14 protein-coding genes and 2 tRNA genes are annotated in these 15281 nt (G+C 62.2%); 2 read left to right on the top strand and 14 right to left on the bottom strand.

The window, feature by feature from the left end; all coding sequences use genetic code 11:
- Positions 1-14 precede the first annotated feature (14 nt).
- Positions 15-1022, bottom strand: coding sequence for an AAA family ATPase (locus M1E02_RS08875; RefSeq protein ID WP_479377679.1), 1008 nt, complete (start codon positions 1020-1022; stop codon positions 15-17).
- Between the two features lie 162 nt (positions 1023-1184).
- On the opposite strand from M1E02_RS08875, the gene M1E02_RS08870 reads away from it, so the two are divergent.
- Positions 1185-1388, top strand: coding sequence for a hypothetical protein (locus M1E02_RS08870; protein WP_479377678.1), 204 nt, complete (start codon positions 1185-1187; stop codon positions 1386-1388).
- Positions 1389-1592: 204 nt separating this feature from the next.
- Complete coding sequence (locus M1E02_RS08865) at positions 1593-3602, top strand: PKD domain-containing protein (protein ID WP_479377677.1); 2010 nt, start codon at positions 1593-1595, stop codon at positions 3600-3602.
- Positions 3603-3643: 41 nt separating this feature from the next.
- On the opposite strand, the gene M1E02_RS08860 is transcribed toward M1E02_RS08865, so the two are convergent.
- The 13 genes from M1E02_RS08860 to rpmA form a co-directional block, all read right to left on the bottom strand.
- Positions 3644-4849 (bottom strand): ROK family transcriptional regulator, encoded by a 1206-nt coding sequence (locus tag M1E02_RS08860; protein ID WP_479377676.1) that lies wholly within the window; start codon positions 4847-4849, stop codon positions 3644-3646.
- 184 nt (positions 4850-5033) lie between these two features.
- Positions 5034-6188 carry a class I SAM-dependent methyltransferase gene (locus M1E02_RS08855; RefSeq protein ID WP_479377675.1) on the bottom strand — a complete coding sequence of 385 codons (1155 nt, stop codon included), beginning with the start codon at positions 6186-6188 and terminating at the stop codon, positions 5034-5036.
- Entirely contained in the window at positions 6172-7380 is a 1209-nt protein-coding gene (locus M1E02_RS08850) for an NAD(P)-binding domain-containing protein (RefSeq protein WP_479377674.1), read from the bottom strand. The genes M1E02_RS08855 and M1E02_RS08850 overlap by 17 nt, the downstream gene beginning before the upstream one ends.
- 173 nt (positions 7381-7553) lie before the next feature.
- Positions 7554-7626: transfer RNA gene (locus M1E02_RS08845), tRNA-Ala, on the bottom strand.
- A gap of 189 nt (positions 7627-7815) precedes the next feature.
- Positions 7816-7888 (bottom strand) — tRNA-Ala (locus tag M1E02_RS08840).
- A 147-nt stretch (positions 7889-8035) separates the two neighbouring features.
- Complete coding sequence (gene rsfS, locus M1E02_RS08835) at positions 8036-8437, bottom strand: ribosome silencing factor (protein ID WP_479377673.1); 402 nt, start codon at positions 8435-8437, stop codon at positions 8036-8038.
- Positions 8438-8467: 30 nt separating this feature from the next.
- Positions 8468-9748, bottom strand: a complete 1281-nt coding sequence (locus M1E02_RS08830) for a hypothetical protein (protein ID WP_479377672.1) — start codon at positions 9746-9748, stop codon at positions 8468-8470.
- 11 nt (positions 9749-9759) lie between these two features.
- Complete coding sequence (nadD, locus tag M1E02_RS08825; RefSeq protein ID WP_479378109.1) at positions 9760-10374, bottom strand: nicotinate-nucleotide adenylyltransferase; 615 nt, start codon at positions 10372-10374, stop codon at positions 9760-9762.
- Between the two features lie 55 nt (positions 10375-10429).
- Entirely contained in the window at positions 10430-10675 is a 246-nt protein-coding gene (locus M1E02_RS08820) for a hypothetical protein (protein ID WP_479377671.1), read from the bottom strand.
- A gap of 79 nt (positions 10676-10754) precedes the next feature.
- Entirely contained in the window at positions 10755-12029 is a 1275-nt protein-coding gene (locus M1E02_RS08815; RefSeq protein WP_479378108.1) for a glutamate-5-semialdehyde dehydrogenase, read from the bottom strand.
- Positions 12030-12136: 107 nt separating this feature from the next.
- On the bottom strand, positions 12137-13288 hold the full coding sequence (gene proB / locus M1E02_RS08810) for a glutamate 5-kinase (protein WP_479377670.1): 1152 nt from the start codon (positions 13286-13288) through the stop codon (positions 12137-12139).
- Positions 13278-14867 carry a GTPase ObgE gene (gene obgE / locus M1E02_RS08805; protein WP_479377669.1) on the bottom strand — a complete coding sequence of 530 codons (1590 nt, stop codon included), beginning with the start codon at positions 14865-14867 and terminating at the stop codon, positions 13278-13280. Before obgE ends, proB begins: the two co-directional genes overlap by 11 nt.
- Before the next feature lie 119 nt (positions 14868-14986).
- Positions 14987-15250, bottom strand: a complete 264-nt coding sequence (gene rpmA / locus M1E02_RS08800) for a 50S ribosomal protein L27 (RefSeq protein ID WP_247045811.1) — start codon at positions 15248-15250, stop codon at positions 14987-14989.
- Between the last annotated feature and the right edge of the window lie 31 nt (positions 15251-15281).

Raw genomic sequence — 15281 nt, 5'->3', positions numbered from 1 at the left:
TCGTCACGGCGGACTCAGGGTGTTTGGACGGAAGCGACAATGGCGTCGATCACTGTCTCAACACGGACCTGCTCGGCAACAGCTTCGAATCCCAGGATCAGCCGGTGCCGGAAAACACGGTGTGCCAGGGACTTTACGTCCTCAGGGATCACGTGGTCGCGACCGTTCAGCAAGGCTACGGCCCGGGCTGCCTGGCTGAAGGCAATGCTGGCGCGCGGGCTGGCGCCGAACTCGATGAAACCGGCAAGCCGTTCGTCTATATACTGCGCTGCGTTCCTGGTGACGTAGACCAGTCCGACAATGTACCGGACGATGGCAGGATCGATGTAGACCCTGCGAACCAGCTCCTGGACTTCGGCAATCGCCGCCAGGGATGCGGCAGCGGCAGGCTTCTGCTCCTCGGTGAAGATGCCGGCATCGATCCGCCGGATAATTTCGGCCTCTTCAGCGGGCGTTGGATAGTCCAGTACATCTTTGAGCATGAACCGGTCCATTTGGGCTTCCGGGAGAACGTACGTCCCCTCCTGCTCGATCGGGTTCTGGGTTGCCAGCACGAGAAAGGGCGATGGCAGACGATAGACCACGCCCCCGATGGTGGTTTGCCGTTCCTGCATGGCTTCGAGCATCGCGCTCTGGGTTTTTGCGCTCGACCGGTTGATTTCATCCAGGAGCACGATGTTCGCATGCACGGGACCCAGCTGCGTGACGAACGTTCCTTTGGCGGCGTCGTAGATCTGCGTGCCCGAGATGTCGCTGGGCAGCAGGTCAGGCGTGCACTGGATCCGGCGGAAATCGGCACTGACGGCCTCGGCCACGGTCTGGGCGGCAGTGGTTTTGGCCAGCCCGGGGACACTCTCCAGAAGGATATGTCCTCCGGTCATGAGACCGATGAGGAGTGATTCGCGCAGCCGCGTCTGTCCAACGACTTTCGCTTCAAAACTGCGGGAGATATCCCCCATGATCTGTTGGGCGCGGGCGAGTTCCGCGGGCTCGATCCTTGCGGCCGCCGTCGTCTGAAGCACTTAAATCCCCCTGAGAGCTGCTGGTTGCCGACGGGAGTTGCCTCCCGGCGGCGCGACGGCGGAATGAAGCGCCGCCACCGGCCATCCTATCCAAACGGGAACAGGTGTTTCGGGCAATGGGGACCTCTCCCCATGCGCGGCCCACAGGTCTATTCTGATGGCATGATTCAGCTTCCAGCCAACTACCAGCAGTATCTCGCGGCACAGGATCAGCACGTTGTCGATGCCATCCGCCCCGTCCTGATGCAGTCAGCAGCCGACCAGAAGTACGGCGTACGGGTGATCTACAACCCCGGAGCCACAGGGCATCAGGCCCACCTCGATGAAACATTGCCGTACGGAACCATCATCGAGGACATCGACTGAAGAACACTGTCCGAGCGGGCCTGGAAAAATGCCTTCCCGGTTTGCTGGTCAGTCTAGGAGGCCGGCGTTACCATGGGGCTAATACGCCTTGCGCGGTCTCACGCCCGCCTGTTCAGTACCCGTGGAGAGTAAGGGTGGCTACGCCCGGTCCGGGCCCTGGCTCCGGCTTTTTATGTGCCGGTCCTTCGGGTACAGGGAGTCAAGATGCACAGGGGCATCCTTCACATAGGTAGAACCTCAATCCTCGCTCTTGCCACCGTCGCCCTCGTGCTCGGAACGCTTCCGAGTCTGAGCGCCGCGAGCGGACCCATGCTTGCTGCCCATCTCACACAAGGTGCAGCCCCGATGGCCCTTCAGCCAGCCGCAGTACCCCAGGCTGCGATACCGGCGGTGCCGGGCCAACTCCGTGTAACCGCCGCGGGTGACTATTCCGCCAGTGCTGCGGCAGCCGGTGTCCTGTCACGGATTGGCACCATCAAGCCCGATCTCCATTTGGCGCTGGGCGATCTTTCCTATGGAGCCACGGGAGATGAGCAGAGCTGGTGCGACTTTGTAACGTCCCGAACGGGTCCAGGATTCCCCTTCCAGCTCGTCGCAGGAAACCATGAAAGCAACGGGCAAAACGGCAACATCAACGACTTTTCTGCTTGCCTTCCCAACCAGCTCCCTGGCGTGATTGGCAGCTACGGCAGGCAATACTACGTTGACGTCCCACAACAGAATCCCCTGGCCCGCTTCGTATTCATCTCTCCCGGCGTGCCCTTCACAGACGGGACCTGGAACTACGGTGCCGGAACCGCACGCTACAACTGGACGGTGGCCGCAATAGACGGGGCCAGGTCCGCGTCCATACCCTGGGTGATCGTGGCAACGCACATGCCCTGTCTTTCCATCGGGCAGTATGGCTGCGCTGCTGGAGCTGACGTGACCAATCTGCTGGTGAGCAAGAAGGTTGACCTGGTGTTGAACGGGCATGAGCACCTGTACCAGCGGAGCAAGCAGCTCGCGCTGGCCGCAGGCTGCACCGGCGTCGTCCCGGGCACATACAACGCGTCATGCGTCCGAGACGGCGACAATTCCGTTTCAAAGGGCGCAGGAACTGTGATTTCTACCGTGGGCACCGGGGGTGTCGCCCTGCGTGATGTGTTCCCTGCAGACCCTGAAGCGCCATACTTTGCAGCCTCCTCAGGGCTTAATTCCAGTCCCAGTCATGGCCTTGTTGACCTCCAAATCACCGATACATCTCTGACGTCCCGCTTTGTGGCAACACAAGGCGGATTCACCGATGAGTTCACAATCGCATCTGGCGGAGAGAACGCCTCCCCTATAGCCTCCTTCACCGAAGCCTGCAGCGGCCTTACCTGCAACTTTGATGCTTCAGCTTCCTCTGACCCTGACGGAAGCATCGCCGCTTACTCCTGGGACTTTGGCGACGGCGGCACCGCAAACACGGCTACTCCATCCCACACCTACGCGGCCGCGGGGGCTCACACCATCACGCTCACAGTAACGGACAACAGCGGTGCCACCGCATTGGCTTCCCGGCAGGTCGATGTTGGTACTGCTTTAGTGCTGGCATCGGATGCGTTCGGCCGGACGGTAACAAACGGGTTTGGCTCGGCAGAAGTCGGCGGTGCCTGGAGCATCACGGGAACCGCGTCTGCTTATGCAGTATCCGAAGGAGCAGGAAAGATCAGGATCCCGACGGCGGGTAGTGGCAACAACGTTTATCTGAACGGGGTCAATTCCTCTAGCACGGACCTCTATCTCACACTGGCGACGGACAAGGCAGCAAGCGGTTCAGGTCTGTACCTCTCAGTCGTCGGCCGACGCATAACGGGTGGCGGTGCGTACAGGACACAGGTCCAGCTGACAGGAAACGGTGCTGTCAGACTTTATTTGATACGGGCATCGTCAACTGGCGCCGAGACGATCCTTGGCACTGGCCTGACAATTGCCGGGCTGAACTACGCTGTTGGTGACAAGCTCGCCATCCGGCTCCAAGTAACCGGAACCGGCCCGACGACCGTGAGGGCAAAAGTGTGGGAGCTCGGAACCACCGAACCCACAACGTGGCAGCGCACTGCTACGGATTCGACAGAAGCCCTTCAGGTCCCCGGCAGCATCGGCCTGATGACCTATCTCTCAGGTAGCGCAACCACAGCCCCGCTGATGGTGTCAGTCGATGATCTGCGGGCCACAAGGGTGGGTTGATGCGGACATGCCGTGAACCCGGCGACTTTGCCCGAGCGGTGTCAGCCCTCGAGCAACAAGCGCTGGGACCGCGGTGCCAACGTGTGCTCGAGGACCAGGCAGGCAGCTCCTACCGCACCAACGTCCTCGCCGACGCCGGTGCCCACCACCTCTATGCCGTGAATCTGCCGCGCAGCGCTGCTGCTTTCAAGCAGCTCCGGGATCCGGTTCAGATAGCGCTCTGACAGGAGGTTCCAGAAGGGGCCGCCAAATACGACACGTTCAACGTCAAGGGTGTTGGTGATGACCGCAACGGCCCGCGAGACAAGGACTGCCGAGCGGTCAATAATCTCCGCTGCCGTACTGTTTCCTGCCTCAGCAGCCTCGAACAGCTTGGCAAAGCTGTTTTGAATTGCCGACGCCTCGCCTGAATCCCCGGCGTCGCGCTCAAGCACTCCCGCCTCGACGGCCTGGGCGACCAGCACTTGAGGGATGCAGGAAGACTTAACGCAGCCCCGCAGCCCGCAATCACAGGGCGGACCGTCAGGATCCACGATGATGTGGCCGATCTCTCCCGCGTTGCCCGACGTTCCTCTTACCAACTCGTCATTGAGCACAATTCCGCAGCCTATGCCCGTGCCCATATACATAAAGACGAAACTCCCCGAGCCGCTGGGACCACCTGCCCAGGTCTCCGCCACAGCAGCACTGGTAACGTCCTTGTCCACCAGAGTGGACAGCCCCGTGGCCTCAGCAAGAGCATCCCTCAGGGGTACCCGGTCCCAGCCGGTAAGGAGCGGAGGGGCCACAACGGTGCCGTGCTCCAAATCGATCGGCCCGGGCGTAGCGACGCCGAGTCCGGCAATCTTCGAGGCATCCACTCCTGATTCGTCCACGAGTTTTTTGATTTCACCTGCGATCGTTGCAATCACAGCAGCAGGCTCGGACCCTCCCGGCGTGTTGATCCTCGAGTGTTTCACCACGGCACCCACAAGGTCCAGGACCACGAACGTCGTCACGGCGGGGTCAAGGTGGACGCCTACGGCATACATCCCGGAGGGGTTGAGCTGCAGGATGGTCCGTGGTTTCCCTGGCCCATTGCCCTCTTTACCCGCCTCAATGATCAAATGCTGATCCAGTAGCCGACGGGAAATGTTGGAGATGGTCTGGGGGGAGAGTCCGACAATCTGGGCAAGTTCCACCCGGCTCAGTCCCGCTGTTGACCGGCGGATGGCATCCAGGATGACCGTGAGATTAAAGTCGCCCATCCGAGGCAGATTTGTTCCGCGCCTTGGGGACGGCTGGCGGATCTCAGTCAAGGATTCCCCTACACTTTCTCGGCAAATTTATTAGTGATGTCTGCATCGTACGTTACTCCCGGGCGTCCCGGCACGACCCCACGCACACTTGACCAACAGGTCTTCCGCGCGCCAAAAAGTCGGTTATCCGGTTTCAATTTCGCCCCCGGGAAATGCTCTTCGCGACGGTGAATTTTGTGTTCCTTCCCTGCACTGTCGTCACGCCCACCAGCCGTTCCAGAGCGGGCCGGTACGGCAGGTGGCTGTTGAAGACGGTCCAGAGTTCGCCGCCAGGTTCCAGCACCCTTGCCGCAGCTTCAAACAGCTTGATGCCCGCACCTGCATGCACACTCGCTCCCAGGTGAAACGGCGGGTTTAGCAGAATCAATCCCGCGCTGGCGTCAGGAAGGGATTCCATGGCGTCGTCCTGCAGCACCCCGATGCGGCCCGACAACCCGTTGGCTTCGGCGGTACAGGTGGCCGAGGCGACTGCCGCTGCGGAGCGGTCGGTGGCAGTGACACGTGCCCCGGGGTGGGTGCGGGCGTACATGGCCGCCAAAATTCCCGTTCCGCAGCCCAGGTCCACGGCATGGGTGGCGGGGGCCATTTTGAGGAGGAATGTCAGAAGGAACCTTGTTCCGATGTCCAGTCTGGTGCCGGAGAACACGGCGCCATGGGCGCAGACCGTGAGTCCAAGCTCGGCGTTTTCCTCGACGACTGGATACGGCAGGGGCCCGCTCCGGACCTTGGGAATCCTGGCTACCAACACCCGGGATTTCTGCCGTGCCCGCTGCGGCTCTACTTCTTCGAAACAGCGGGCAAGAACATCGTTCATACCCAGGCTCATGTGTTTGATCCGGCCGCCGGCCAGGAGAACCACGTCCGGCTCGGCATAGCGCGCCACAGCATCGGCGGCCTCTTCAAGTTCGGCCAATGTCCTGGGGAGCTGCATCAACACAAGGCGCGCTCCCGCCAGCAGTGACGGACCGAGCGGCAGCTGCTCGAATCCGCCGACTCCAAGCCTGGCAGCGTTGTTTCTTAGGGCTTTCTCACCCGTCACGAGATCCTGATGGACGCGAACCGTGCCCCTCGTCGTCGCTTCCTGAGAACCCGCCAGCGGAAGAGTAAGCGCCCCGTAGCGGTCACCGATCACCGCCACATTCCCGTCCCCCGGCAGGAAATCAGCTGCCGTGTCAAGCAGCAGGCTGTCGGTGGCATCCCACGCCTGCAGATTGGCGGCCTCAACGTCCGGATAGCGCCGGAGGCTGCTGAGCAAAGGAATGGGTTCGCTCTCAGTTGCGGGGTTCATATTGTCCTTCAAGAAAGCGCAGGATGCCTGCGACGGCGGCCCTGCCGGCGCGGTTTGCGCCAATAGTGGACGACGACGGGCCGTAACCCACCAGGTGCACCCTCGGCTCGGCGGCCACCTGCGTTCCATCCATGGCTATTCCGCCGCCCGGGCCTCGAAGGTGCAGCGGGGCCAAATGCTCCAGTTCTGCCCTGAACCCCGTGGCCCATAAAATGACGTCGGCGGCGAGGAAACCGCCGTCGACCAGGCGGACTCCCTCCGGCTCAATGGCGGTGAACATCGGGTTCCGGTCGAGGGCACCACGCTTCTCAGCGGCCCTGAGCGTCGGCGTCCACAGAAGGCCGGTGACCGCCACGACGCTTTGCGGGGGCAAGCCCAACCTGACACGTTCTTCCACGAGGGCGACGGCGTCGTGACCTGCCTGTTGGTCGAAGTCACCGTCGCGCCAGACAGGCTCCCTGCGGGTGAACCAGCTGGTGGTGGTGACCTTGGAAATCTCGTCCAGAAGCCCTACGGCTGAAATTCCGCCGCCCACCACCAGAACGTGCTTCCCGCGGAATTCCTCTGCTGAGACATAATCAGCCACGTGCAGTTGCCTGCCGCGGAAAGTGAACTGGCCCGGATACACGGGCCAGAAGGGCCGGCTCCACGTTCCCGTCGCATTGATGACAGCGCGTGCGTTCCACGATCCTGCGGATGTTTCGATCCGGAGACGCCCAGAGGGGTCAGCATCCTGCCGGGAAACGGCCCGCACTTTGACCGGCCGCTGAATCGCCAGCCCCAGTTGCTCTTCATAGCCGCTGAAGTAGCGGGTGAGGAATTCGGAGCTGGGCTCTGACGGGTCCACCTCGGGTTTCGGGATACCGGGAAGATCACTGATTCCGTTGACCGTGGCCATGCGGAGGCTTTTCCAACGGTGCCGCCACGCTCCCCCGGGTCCTTCTTCGGCGTCGAGCACTGCGTATGTCCACGGCTGAGTCTCCGGCGGAAGGACGCTGGCGGCCGGAATGACACCGCGGCGGGCCAGATGGTAGGCGGCAGACAGGCCTGCTTGGCCGGCTCCGATGACTACGACGTCGGCCTCCACGTCCTGATCGTGCTGGTTTCCAGGAGTTTGCTGGGTTGCGGTCAGACCTTTTTCACCACGCCCGGTTTGAGCTGAATCGGCCCCCACACCGTCAAGTTTGGGCATGCAGGGCAAGGGGGCAGTGCTTCATTCACCTTGTCATCCTAGTCCAGTGCGTGCACGGTGGCATGCTGGCCAGCTCCACGAGCACAGACCCAAAAGCACGGGTCCCAAGAGGAGCATAGGACAAAAGAAAACCGCCAGACCCAGGGATAGTCCTGGGCTCCAGCGGTATTCGGTGGAGCTGAGGGGACTCGAACCCCTGACCCCCTGCATGCCATGCAGGTGCGCTACCAGCTGCGCCACAGCCCCGAATGCTGACCCCTTGAAGAATTATTCTTTGCGGAAGCAGTTCGACCAGCTTAATGCAGAAACTGGCGGGATGCGAATCCGAATCGAAACGTCCGTGCCCACGTCGGAGACCAGGATCACCGGGCCGCGGACAACGGATCAGGAAACAAAAAAATCCGCCGGAACCTTGCGGTTCCGGCGGATATCCGGTGGAGCTGAGGGGACTCGAACCCCTGACCCCCTGCATGCCATGCAGGTGCGCTACCAGCTGCGCCACAGCCCCGAATTTTCGTTGCTCCTGCACAAATTCGACCGGATAACCCGGCTCATCCAGCTGATTTCCTATCCGGATCTCTCCGGAGCAACTCAAATATCTTAGATCAGCCCTTCGGAAAATTCCAAATCGGGCATATTCGTCTTTTCCGCGCGATTACTCCGTGTCGGAGGTGACCGCAGCTTTGGCCGAGTTGTCATTTCCAAGTTGCAGATCCACCACTGGGCAGTCCTTCCACAGACGCTCCAAGGCGTAGAAAACCCGGTCTTCCTCGTGCTGGACGTGGATGACGACGTCGGAGTAGTCCAGCAGCACCCAGCGGCCGCCGGACCTGCCTTCGCGCCGGACCGGGCGCAGTTCCTGCTTGGAGAGCTCCTCCTCGATACCGTCAACGATGGCGTTGACCTGCCGCTCGCTCGGTGCGGATGCGATCAGGAACACGTCGGCGAGGGCCAGGCGCTCACTAACGTCGAGGGCAACGATGTCCTCGGCTATTTTTTCCGCCGCAGCTTTGGCTGCGATGCGGGCTGTGGCGATGGATGATTCAGATGCAGTCACGGGACTCCTTGTAGTGGGTTAAAGCGGGGCTCAGCGGGTCAGTCCGCTGACAATCATGGTGACGCCGGCAATCAGGGCAACGATGCCAATGGCGAGTACAGCCAACTGAAGCAGGCGCAGGCGGTGGGCCCTGCCCAGGCCTGCAGTAACAGCGTCCAACGGTTCAAGGCCATACGCTTCTTTGGCACTGATACGCCGGTGCTCAGTGAAATTTTCTTCGACCTCTGTGTCCCAGGTCTGTCTGCGTTGAACACTGACTGGGGTTGTCTGGGGGGCCTCAGGGGCTGGTGGAGAGCTTGCCAGCGCCACGGCCTCGGCACGCGCCAGAACGCCGGAACGCCCCGTAACGGGACCGCTGCTGTTGAGCCGGGGAGCGCCCGGCTTTCGTGGGCCGGCCTGACGTTCTGCCGGAACGCGGGGTCCCGGGTGCGTCACCACCGGCACATATGACGTGGCTGGCTTCTTCATGACCGGCCGGTCGATGCCCGGAACCTGCACAAATTCGAGTGGTGTCACCATGGCAAGGTTGCTGGCCGCCGAAGGATCGTGGCGGGGCTGCTGAGGTGCCGTCGCCTGCTCGGCAAGCTTCTGCTTGGCCATGGCACGCTTGTTGAGCACCGCGGCTCGCTCAGCAAGGGCAATCTGCTGGGCCAGGATCTCAGGATCCACAGCCTCCGGGTCATTCGCCGCGATATGCTCCATTTTGGCCAACTGGTTCTTGGCCTGTTCAGCAATGAGCGTGCGGGTGGCCAAAGCCTGCTCCACAGTCATGCCGTCCGGGACGTCCAATCCGTCGTCCGGGTCCGTGTTGCGACTTTCGGCAGAGGCAGTTGCAGGGGTTTCCTGGCGCCGCGGCTTATTACCTTCTGCTGGGGCATTCGCGCCACCACGGGACGCCGGGATCACCGGATTCGCAGCAGTTGGCGGAGACGCTTCAGCCCTCAACTGCTGAAGCCTTAACTGACGCCGCGTGGGCGGCCCGCCGGCTGAAAGCTGCTCTTCCTTTTCGGCCAATTCCTTGATGGTCCGCAGCGCGGCACGGTCTCTGGCCCGGATCTGGGAGGAACGTTCAGCCGATGTCCTGGCCGAATCCACTGGCTCAGAAGCAACCCGACGAACCCGGCCGGTGTTCCCGGTGTCCTGGCCGTCCGTGCCCGGGCTGTCTACAGGCTGGGGTGCGGTTGGCTGTGTCGAGACAAGAGGAACCTGACCGGGAGCCTGGGCTCCGGTGTCGCGGGTTTCATCCAGACGCGCATCTCTTGCCTGACGTAGTTCACGACGGCTGCGGACGGGAGGCTGTTCCTGACTCATTTAAAACTCATTCAGTGCTGGCTGGTTTGTCTGGCGGTTGGTTGTGCGTGGTGCTCGTGACCGGGCTGAGCACCGGCATAGAGCCCATATTTTGCTATGTATTGGACCACACCATCAGGTACCAGATACCAGACCGGCTCCCCTGCGGCAACCCTGGTGCGGCAGTCCGTTGAGGAGATAGCCATGGCCGGCACCTCAAGGAGGCTGACGTCATCGCGGCCCATTCCATCCAACACATGGCCTGGCCTGGTCACTCCCACGAAGTGTGCAAGGGACCAGAGTTCCTCGATGTTCTTCCACGAGAGGATCTGAGCCATGGCATCAGCCCCGGTGATGAAGAAAAGATCAGCATCGGGCCGCTGGACGTGCAAGTCGCGGAGCGTGTCTATCGTGTAAGTCGGTCCGGGCCTGTCGACGTCCACCCGGCTGACGGTGAATCGGGGATTGGACGCCGTAGCGATGACCGTCATCAGATAACGATGCTCCGGCTCGCTGACTTTTTTAGTCATTTTCTGCCAAGGCTGCCCCGTGGGCACAAACACAACTTCGTCCAAGCCAAACTGCGCGGCCACTTCGCTGGCCGCGACAAGGTGTCCGTGATGGATGGGGTCGAATGTGCCGCCCATCACGCCCAGACGCAGGCGGCGCTTCGCCCCGCTCTGCTGCAGTTTGGCGGAAATGTTAGTGGCCCTGGCCGTGATCGTGCTTGTTCGGGTGCTGGCGGTGGGGATCTGCGTGTTCTTCAACAGCTTCGTGGCGCCTGCCGAGGTTGGTATAGGACAGAGTCACAAACATCAGCGCTACGAGGATGGCAAACATCACCGCGCCGAACACCCAGGGCTCGGCCCACAATGGAGCGAGCTCCTCATGGCCGGCTTCACCGCCGGCGGTGGCAGCGATGGACGTGGCGATCTGCTGAAGCAGCATTTTCTCCCCTACTGAGTACAAAGGATGACGACGGCGGGCGGTCCCACCGTCAGGACTTCTGTTCTATGTTACAGCTTTGCTAGCTGCGGATTTGGCCCTCGCCCTGGACAATCCACTTGGTAGTGGTCAGTTCGGGCAGCCCCATGGGTCCGCGTGCATGGAGTTTTTGGGTGGAAATTCCTACCTCGGCTCCGAGACCGAACTCACCGCCGTCAGTGAAGCGCGTTGACGCGTTCACGATCACTGCGGCCGAATCCACCTCGGCGATGAACCGTTCAGCATTGGCGAGGTTGTTGGTCAGAATTGCCTCGGTATGACCAGTGGACCACGTCCTGATGTGCTTCACGGCGTCGTCCAGGCTGTCCACGATTGCCACTGCGAGATCCAGGTCCATGTATTCGGTGGCCCAGTCCTCGTCTGTGGCAGGAACAGTGTCAACAGAGGCCGGCAAAGCTGCGCGGGTCCTCTCATCAGTGTGAAGGGTGACCCCTGCCTTGCGTAGCGCAGAGGCAACAGCGGGAAGGACACTCGATCCGGAATGGACCAGAAGGGTCTCCACGGTGTTGCAGACGCTCGGACGCTGCGTCTTGGCGTTGAGGAGGATCTCTGTTGCCATCTCTTCATCGGCGGATTCGTCGATGAAGATGTGGACGTTTCCTTCGCCGGTCTCAATGACAGGAACCGCAGAGTTCGCGACGACCGTCTGGATGAGCTCGCGGCCGCCCCGGGGAATCAGGACATCCACGCGTCCACGGGCACGCATCAATGCATTCGCGCCTTCACGCCCGTACTGGTCAACAGTCTGGACGGCGTCAGCCGGGAGGCCGACTGATTCCAGGGCATCCCGCAGGATCTGAACCAAGGCGTCGTTGGTTGAGGCCGCTGCCGTTCCGCCTCGCAGGATGACGGCATTGCCGCTCTTCAGCGCGAGACCGGCGATGTCGACCGTGACATTGGGGCGGGCCTCATAAATTGCGGCCACCACTCCCATGGGCACGTTAATCTGGCGCAGGCGCAAACCGTTGGGCAGTGTCTGCCCCCGCACCACATTTCCAACGGGATCAGGCAGATTGGCGAGACTCTCCAGGGCCGCGGCGAGGGCTTCAATGCGCTTCTCGTCCAGCGTCAGCCTGTCCAGCAGCGCAATTGAGGTGCCGTTGGCTTTGCCCGCGGCCACATCCTTTGCGTTAGCGGCCAGAATCCGGCCGCGGTGCTCGAGCAGGGCATCACCGACGGCCCGGAGCGCCCGGTCTTTCCACGCACGGTTGGCCCGCGCCATCCGCCGTGCGGCGTGGCGGGAGCGGTCTGCGATTGCGTGGACGGCGGCTTCTACTTCGGCAGGAGTCGACGGCATAATTCCAGCGTCCGGAACCGGGACAACCACAGGGGTTTCCTCGGAAATCGCAGGTGCATTGGGAATCAGGGCCTCAGTCATGGTTCAAGTTTAGGCGAGCGGGCGGGCTAAACCAGCACCAGATCGTCAACGTGAACAACTTCACGGTCATAACCCCGGCCCAGGGCCTTGCCGAGTTCCTTCGTGGAGCGCCCCAGCATCTGGGGAAGTTCGGAGGCAGAGTAGTTGACAAGTCCGCGCGCAATCACGGTGTTGTCGGCGGAAACCATCTCGACGGCGTCGCCCGCTTCAAAATCGCCGTGCACGGCGGAAATACCCGCGGGGAGCAATGATGTCCGCCGGTCCCGGACAGCCAGCACCGCACCGTCGTCGAGAACCAGGCGCCCCTTTACGGAGGCGAGGTGAGCCAACCAAAGGAGCCGGATGGGTTTCCGGGAGCCGTTGACGGAGAACCACGTGCCAACATCCTCCCCAGCCAGGGCTGCCGCGGCGTTCCGGGTGGAGGTGACAAGCGCATGGATTCCGGAGCCTGCGGCAATGGACGCCGCTTCCACTTTAGTGAGCATTCCTCCGGTCCCTACCCCGGCCTTGCCTGCGCTGCCGATCGAGACGCCGTCGAGATCATGCGGCCCGGCAACGTGCGGAATCCGCAGGGCACCGTGTGAGGGGGGCCCGTCGTAAAGCGAGTCGACGTCGGACAGCAGGACCAGGACGTCGGCGCGCACCAGGTGGGCCACCAGGGCGGCGAGGCGGTCGTTGTCACCGAAGCGGATCTCGTGGGTAGCCACGGTGTCGTTTTCGTTGACCACCGGCACCACGCCAAGGTTCAAGAGCCTGTCGAGGGCACGGAAAGCATTGGTGTGCTGGCTGCGGCGCATGAAGTCATCGGCGGTCAGGAGTACCTGGCTGACCGTCACCCCATGGGCACCGAAAGCCTGTGTATAACGGGCCATCAGGAGCCCCTGGCCAACGCTGGCTGCAGCCTGCTGGGTGGCAAGATCCCGGGGGCGTTTCGCCAAACCGAGGGGTGCCAGGCCAGCGGCAATGGCCCCTGAAGAGACCAGGATGATCTCCGTCCCGGCGTTCCGCTTGTGGGCCAGAGCATCGGCAAGGCCGGTCAAGGCCTCTTCAGAAATACCGCCCTTGATGCTGGTGAGAGAGGACGAACCCACCTTCACCACGATGCGGCGGGCACCCGAAAGGACGCTCCGGTCAGGAACCGCTGGGGTCCTGACCGGGCTCACGGCCTTAGTCGTCATCTTCCGCGCCCAGTCCACTCTCCTTGAGCGGGCGTGCAGCACGGCGGCCGCTCACGGATTCGGTCCAGATACCAGCCTTGCGTTCTGCTTCCAGTTCGGCGCGGGCGGCGGCCTTGGCGTCCTTGCGATCCTGTTGCTCGTCGCGTTTCTGGCCACGCGTGGGACGGTCGCCGATGTCGGCGAAGCGTACGTCGGTGCCGCGAGGTGATGCGAGCAGCTCCGCACCGGCCATCATGGTGGGCTCCCAGTCGAAGACCACGCCGTCGTCTTCGCCGATCACCACGGTGTCGCCGGGCTTGGCGCCCTGTTTGAACAGCTCATTCTCGACGCCGAGCTTAGCCAGGCGGTCCGCGAGGTAGCCGATGGCTTCCTCGTTGGTGAAGTCAGTCTGCTTGACCCAGCGGACCGGCTTGTCACCAAGCACGCGGAACAACGGCTCCAGGTTCTTCTCTTCCCTGCGGATCTTGAAGCCTGCTTCATTGACCGCGCGGGGGCGGAGCACCGGAGCGTGGACCTTCGGCGGGGTGGAGGCCACGGCGTCGCGGGCTGCCTTGACGATTTCTGCCATGGCGAAGCCCAACTGGCGGAGTCCCTCGTGGCTTGTCGCAGAAATCTCGAAGACACGATATCCACGTGATTCCAGTTCAGGGCGCACAAATTCGGCCATGTCCTTGCCGTCCGGGAGGTCCACCTTATTCAGGGCAACCAGACGCGGGCGATGGTTCAGCGGCACAACCTCGCCGTCCGTTCCGGCATAGCTCATGTCGACGGCGTACTTCTCAAGTTCGGCCTCAATGATGGCGAGGTCTGACAGCGGATCGCGATCGGATTCCAAGGTGCCGCAATCGAGGACGTGAACCAGGGCAGCGCAGCGTTCGACATGCCTGAGGAAGTTGTGGCCAAGGCCCTTGCCTTCGCTGGCGCCTTCAATGAGGCCGGGAACGTCGGCGATGGTGAAACGGACCTCGCCGGCCTGCACAACTCCAAGGTTGGGGATAAGCGTGGTGAACGGGTAATCGGCGATCTTGGGCCGGGCTGCAGACATGGCGGCGATCAGGCTGGACTTGCCCGCCGACGGGAACCCGACCAGGGCGATGTCCGCGATGGACTTGAGTTCCAGGACGATGTCGCTGGATTCGCCTTCAATGCCGAGGAGGGCGAACCCTGGGGCACGGCGCTTTTGTGAGGAGAGTGAAGCGTTTCCCAGGCCGCCGATTCCGCCGGCAGCCGCTACGTACTCTGCACCTTCACCTACGAGGTCAGCGAGGACTTTGCCGTCCTTGGATTTGACCACGGTGCCATCCGGTACCGGCAGGATCAGAGTTTCGCCGTTCTTACCGCCGCGCCAGTCGCCCATCCCCGGACCGCCATTGGTCGCGTGACGGTGCGGCGCATGGTGGTAGTCCAGCAAGGTGGTGGTCTGGTGGTCAACGCGCAGGATGACGTCGCCGCCATTGCCGCCGTTTCCACCGTCGGGGCCGCCCAGCGGCTTGAACTTTTCACGGTGTACGGAAACACAGCCATGGCCGCCGGTACCGCCGGATACGTGCAGTACTACCCGGTCTACAAAGCTCGCCACGTGGATCTCCTCAGTGCTGTTTTCCGGACGTCCGAAAGATGCCCAAGATGATTGTAATGCGGTTAAAACACCGGTGGAGCGGACCATATGGCCCGCTCCACCGGTTCAAAAACTATTTGTTACTCTGCAGCTGCAGCAGTAACGATGTTCACGACCCGACGGCCGCGGCGGGTGCCGAATTCAACAGCGCCTGCCTGCAGTGCGAACAGGGTGTCGTCGCCGCCGCGTCCTACGCCGGCGCCCGGGTGGAAGTGGGTGCCACGCTGGCGGACGATGATTTCGCCTGCCGAAACGACCTGGCCACCGAAGCGCTTGACGCCAAGGTACTGTGCGTTCGAGTCACGACCGTTGCGAGTGGAGCTCGCGCCTTTTTTATGTGCCATTTGAAATGCCTGCCTCTAAATTCTGGGGAAT

The organism is Arthrobacter sp. Z5-13, from assembly GCF_056499105.1.
This window is presented reverse-complemented; position numbering and strand designations above follow the sequence as displayed.

Bases quoted from the DNA above. Each gene is read 5' to 3' on its own strand.
- proB (WP_479377670.1), bottom strand. From the start codon at position 13,288: ATGACGACTAAGGCCGTGAGCCCGGTCAGGACCCCAGCGGTTCCTGAC.
- M1E02_RS08860 (WP_479377676.1), bottom strand. From the start codon at position 4,849: ATGGGCGACTTTAATCTCACGGTCATCCTGGATGCCATCCGCCGGTCA.
- M1E02_RS08855 (WP_479377675.1), bottom strand. From the start codon at position 6,188: ATGAACCCCGCAACTGAGAGCGAACCCATTCCTTTGCTCAGCAGCCTC.
- M1E02_RS08870 (WP_479377678.1), top strand. From the start codon at position 1,185: ATGATTCAGCTTCCAGCCAACTACCAGCAGTATCTCGCGGCACAGGAT.
- nadD (WP_479378109.1), bottom strand. From the start codon at position 10,374: ATGGGCGGCACATTCGACCCCATCCATCACGGACACCTTGTCGCGGCC.
- M1E02_RS08830 (WP_479377672.1), bottom strand. From the start codon at position 9,748: ATGAGTCAGGAACAGCCTCCCGTCCGCAGCCGTCGTGAACTACGTCAG.
- M1E02_RS08820 (WP_479377671.1), bottom strand. From the start codon at position 10,675: ATGCTGCTTCAGCAGATCGCCACGTCCATCGCTGCCACCGCCGGCGGT.
- M1E02_RS08850 (WP_479377674.1), bottom strand. From the start codon at position 7,380: ATGCCCAAACTTGACGGTGTGGGGGCCGATTCAGCTCAAACCGGGCGT.
- M1E02_RS08815 (WP_479378108.1), bottom strand. From the start codon at position 12,029: ATGCCGTCGACTCCTGCCGAAGTAGAAGCCGCCGTCCACGCAATCGCA.
- M1E02_RS08865 (WP_479377677.1), top strand. From the start codon at position 1,593: ATGCACAGGGGCATCCTTCACATAGGTAGAACCTCAATCCTCGCTCTT.
- rpmA (WP_247045811.1), bottom strand. From the start codon at position 15,250: ATGGCACATAAAAAAGGCGCGAGCTCCACTCGCAACGGTCGTGACTCG.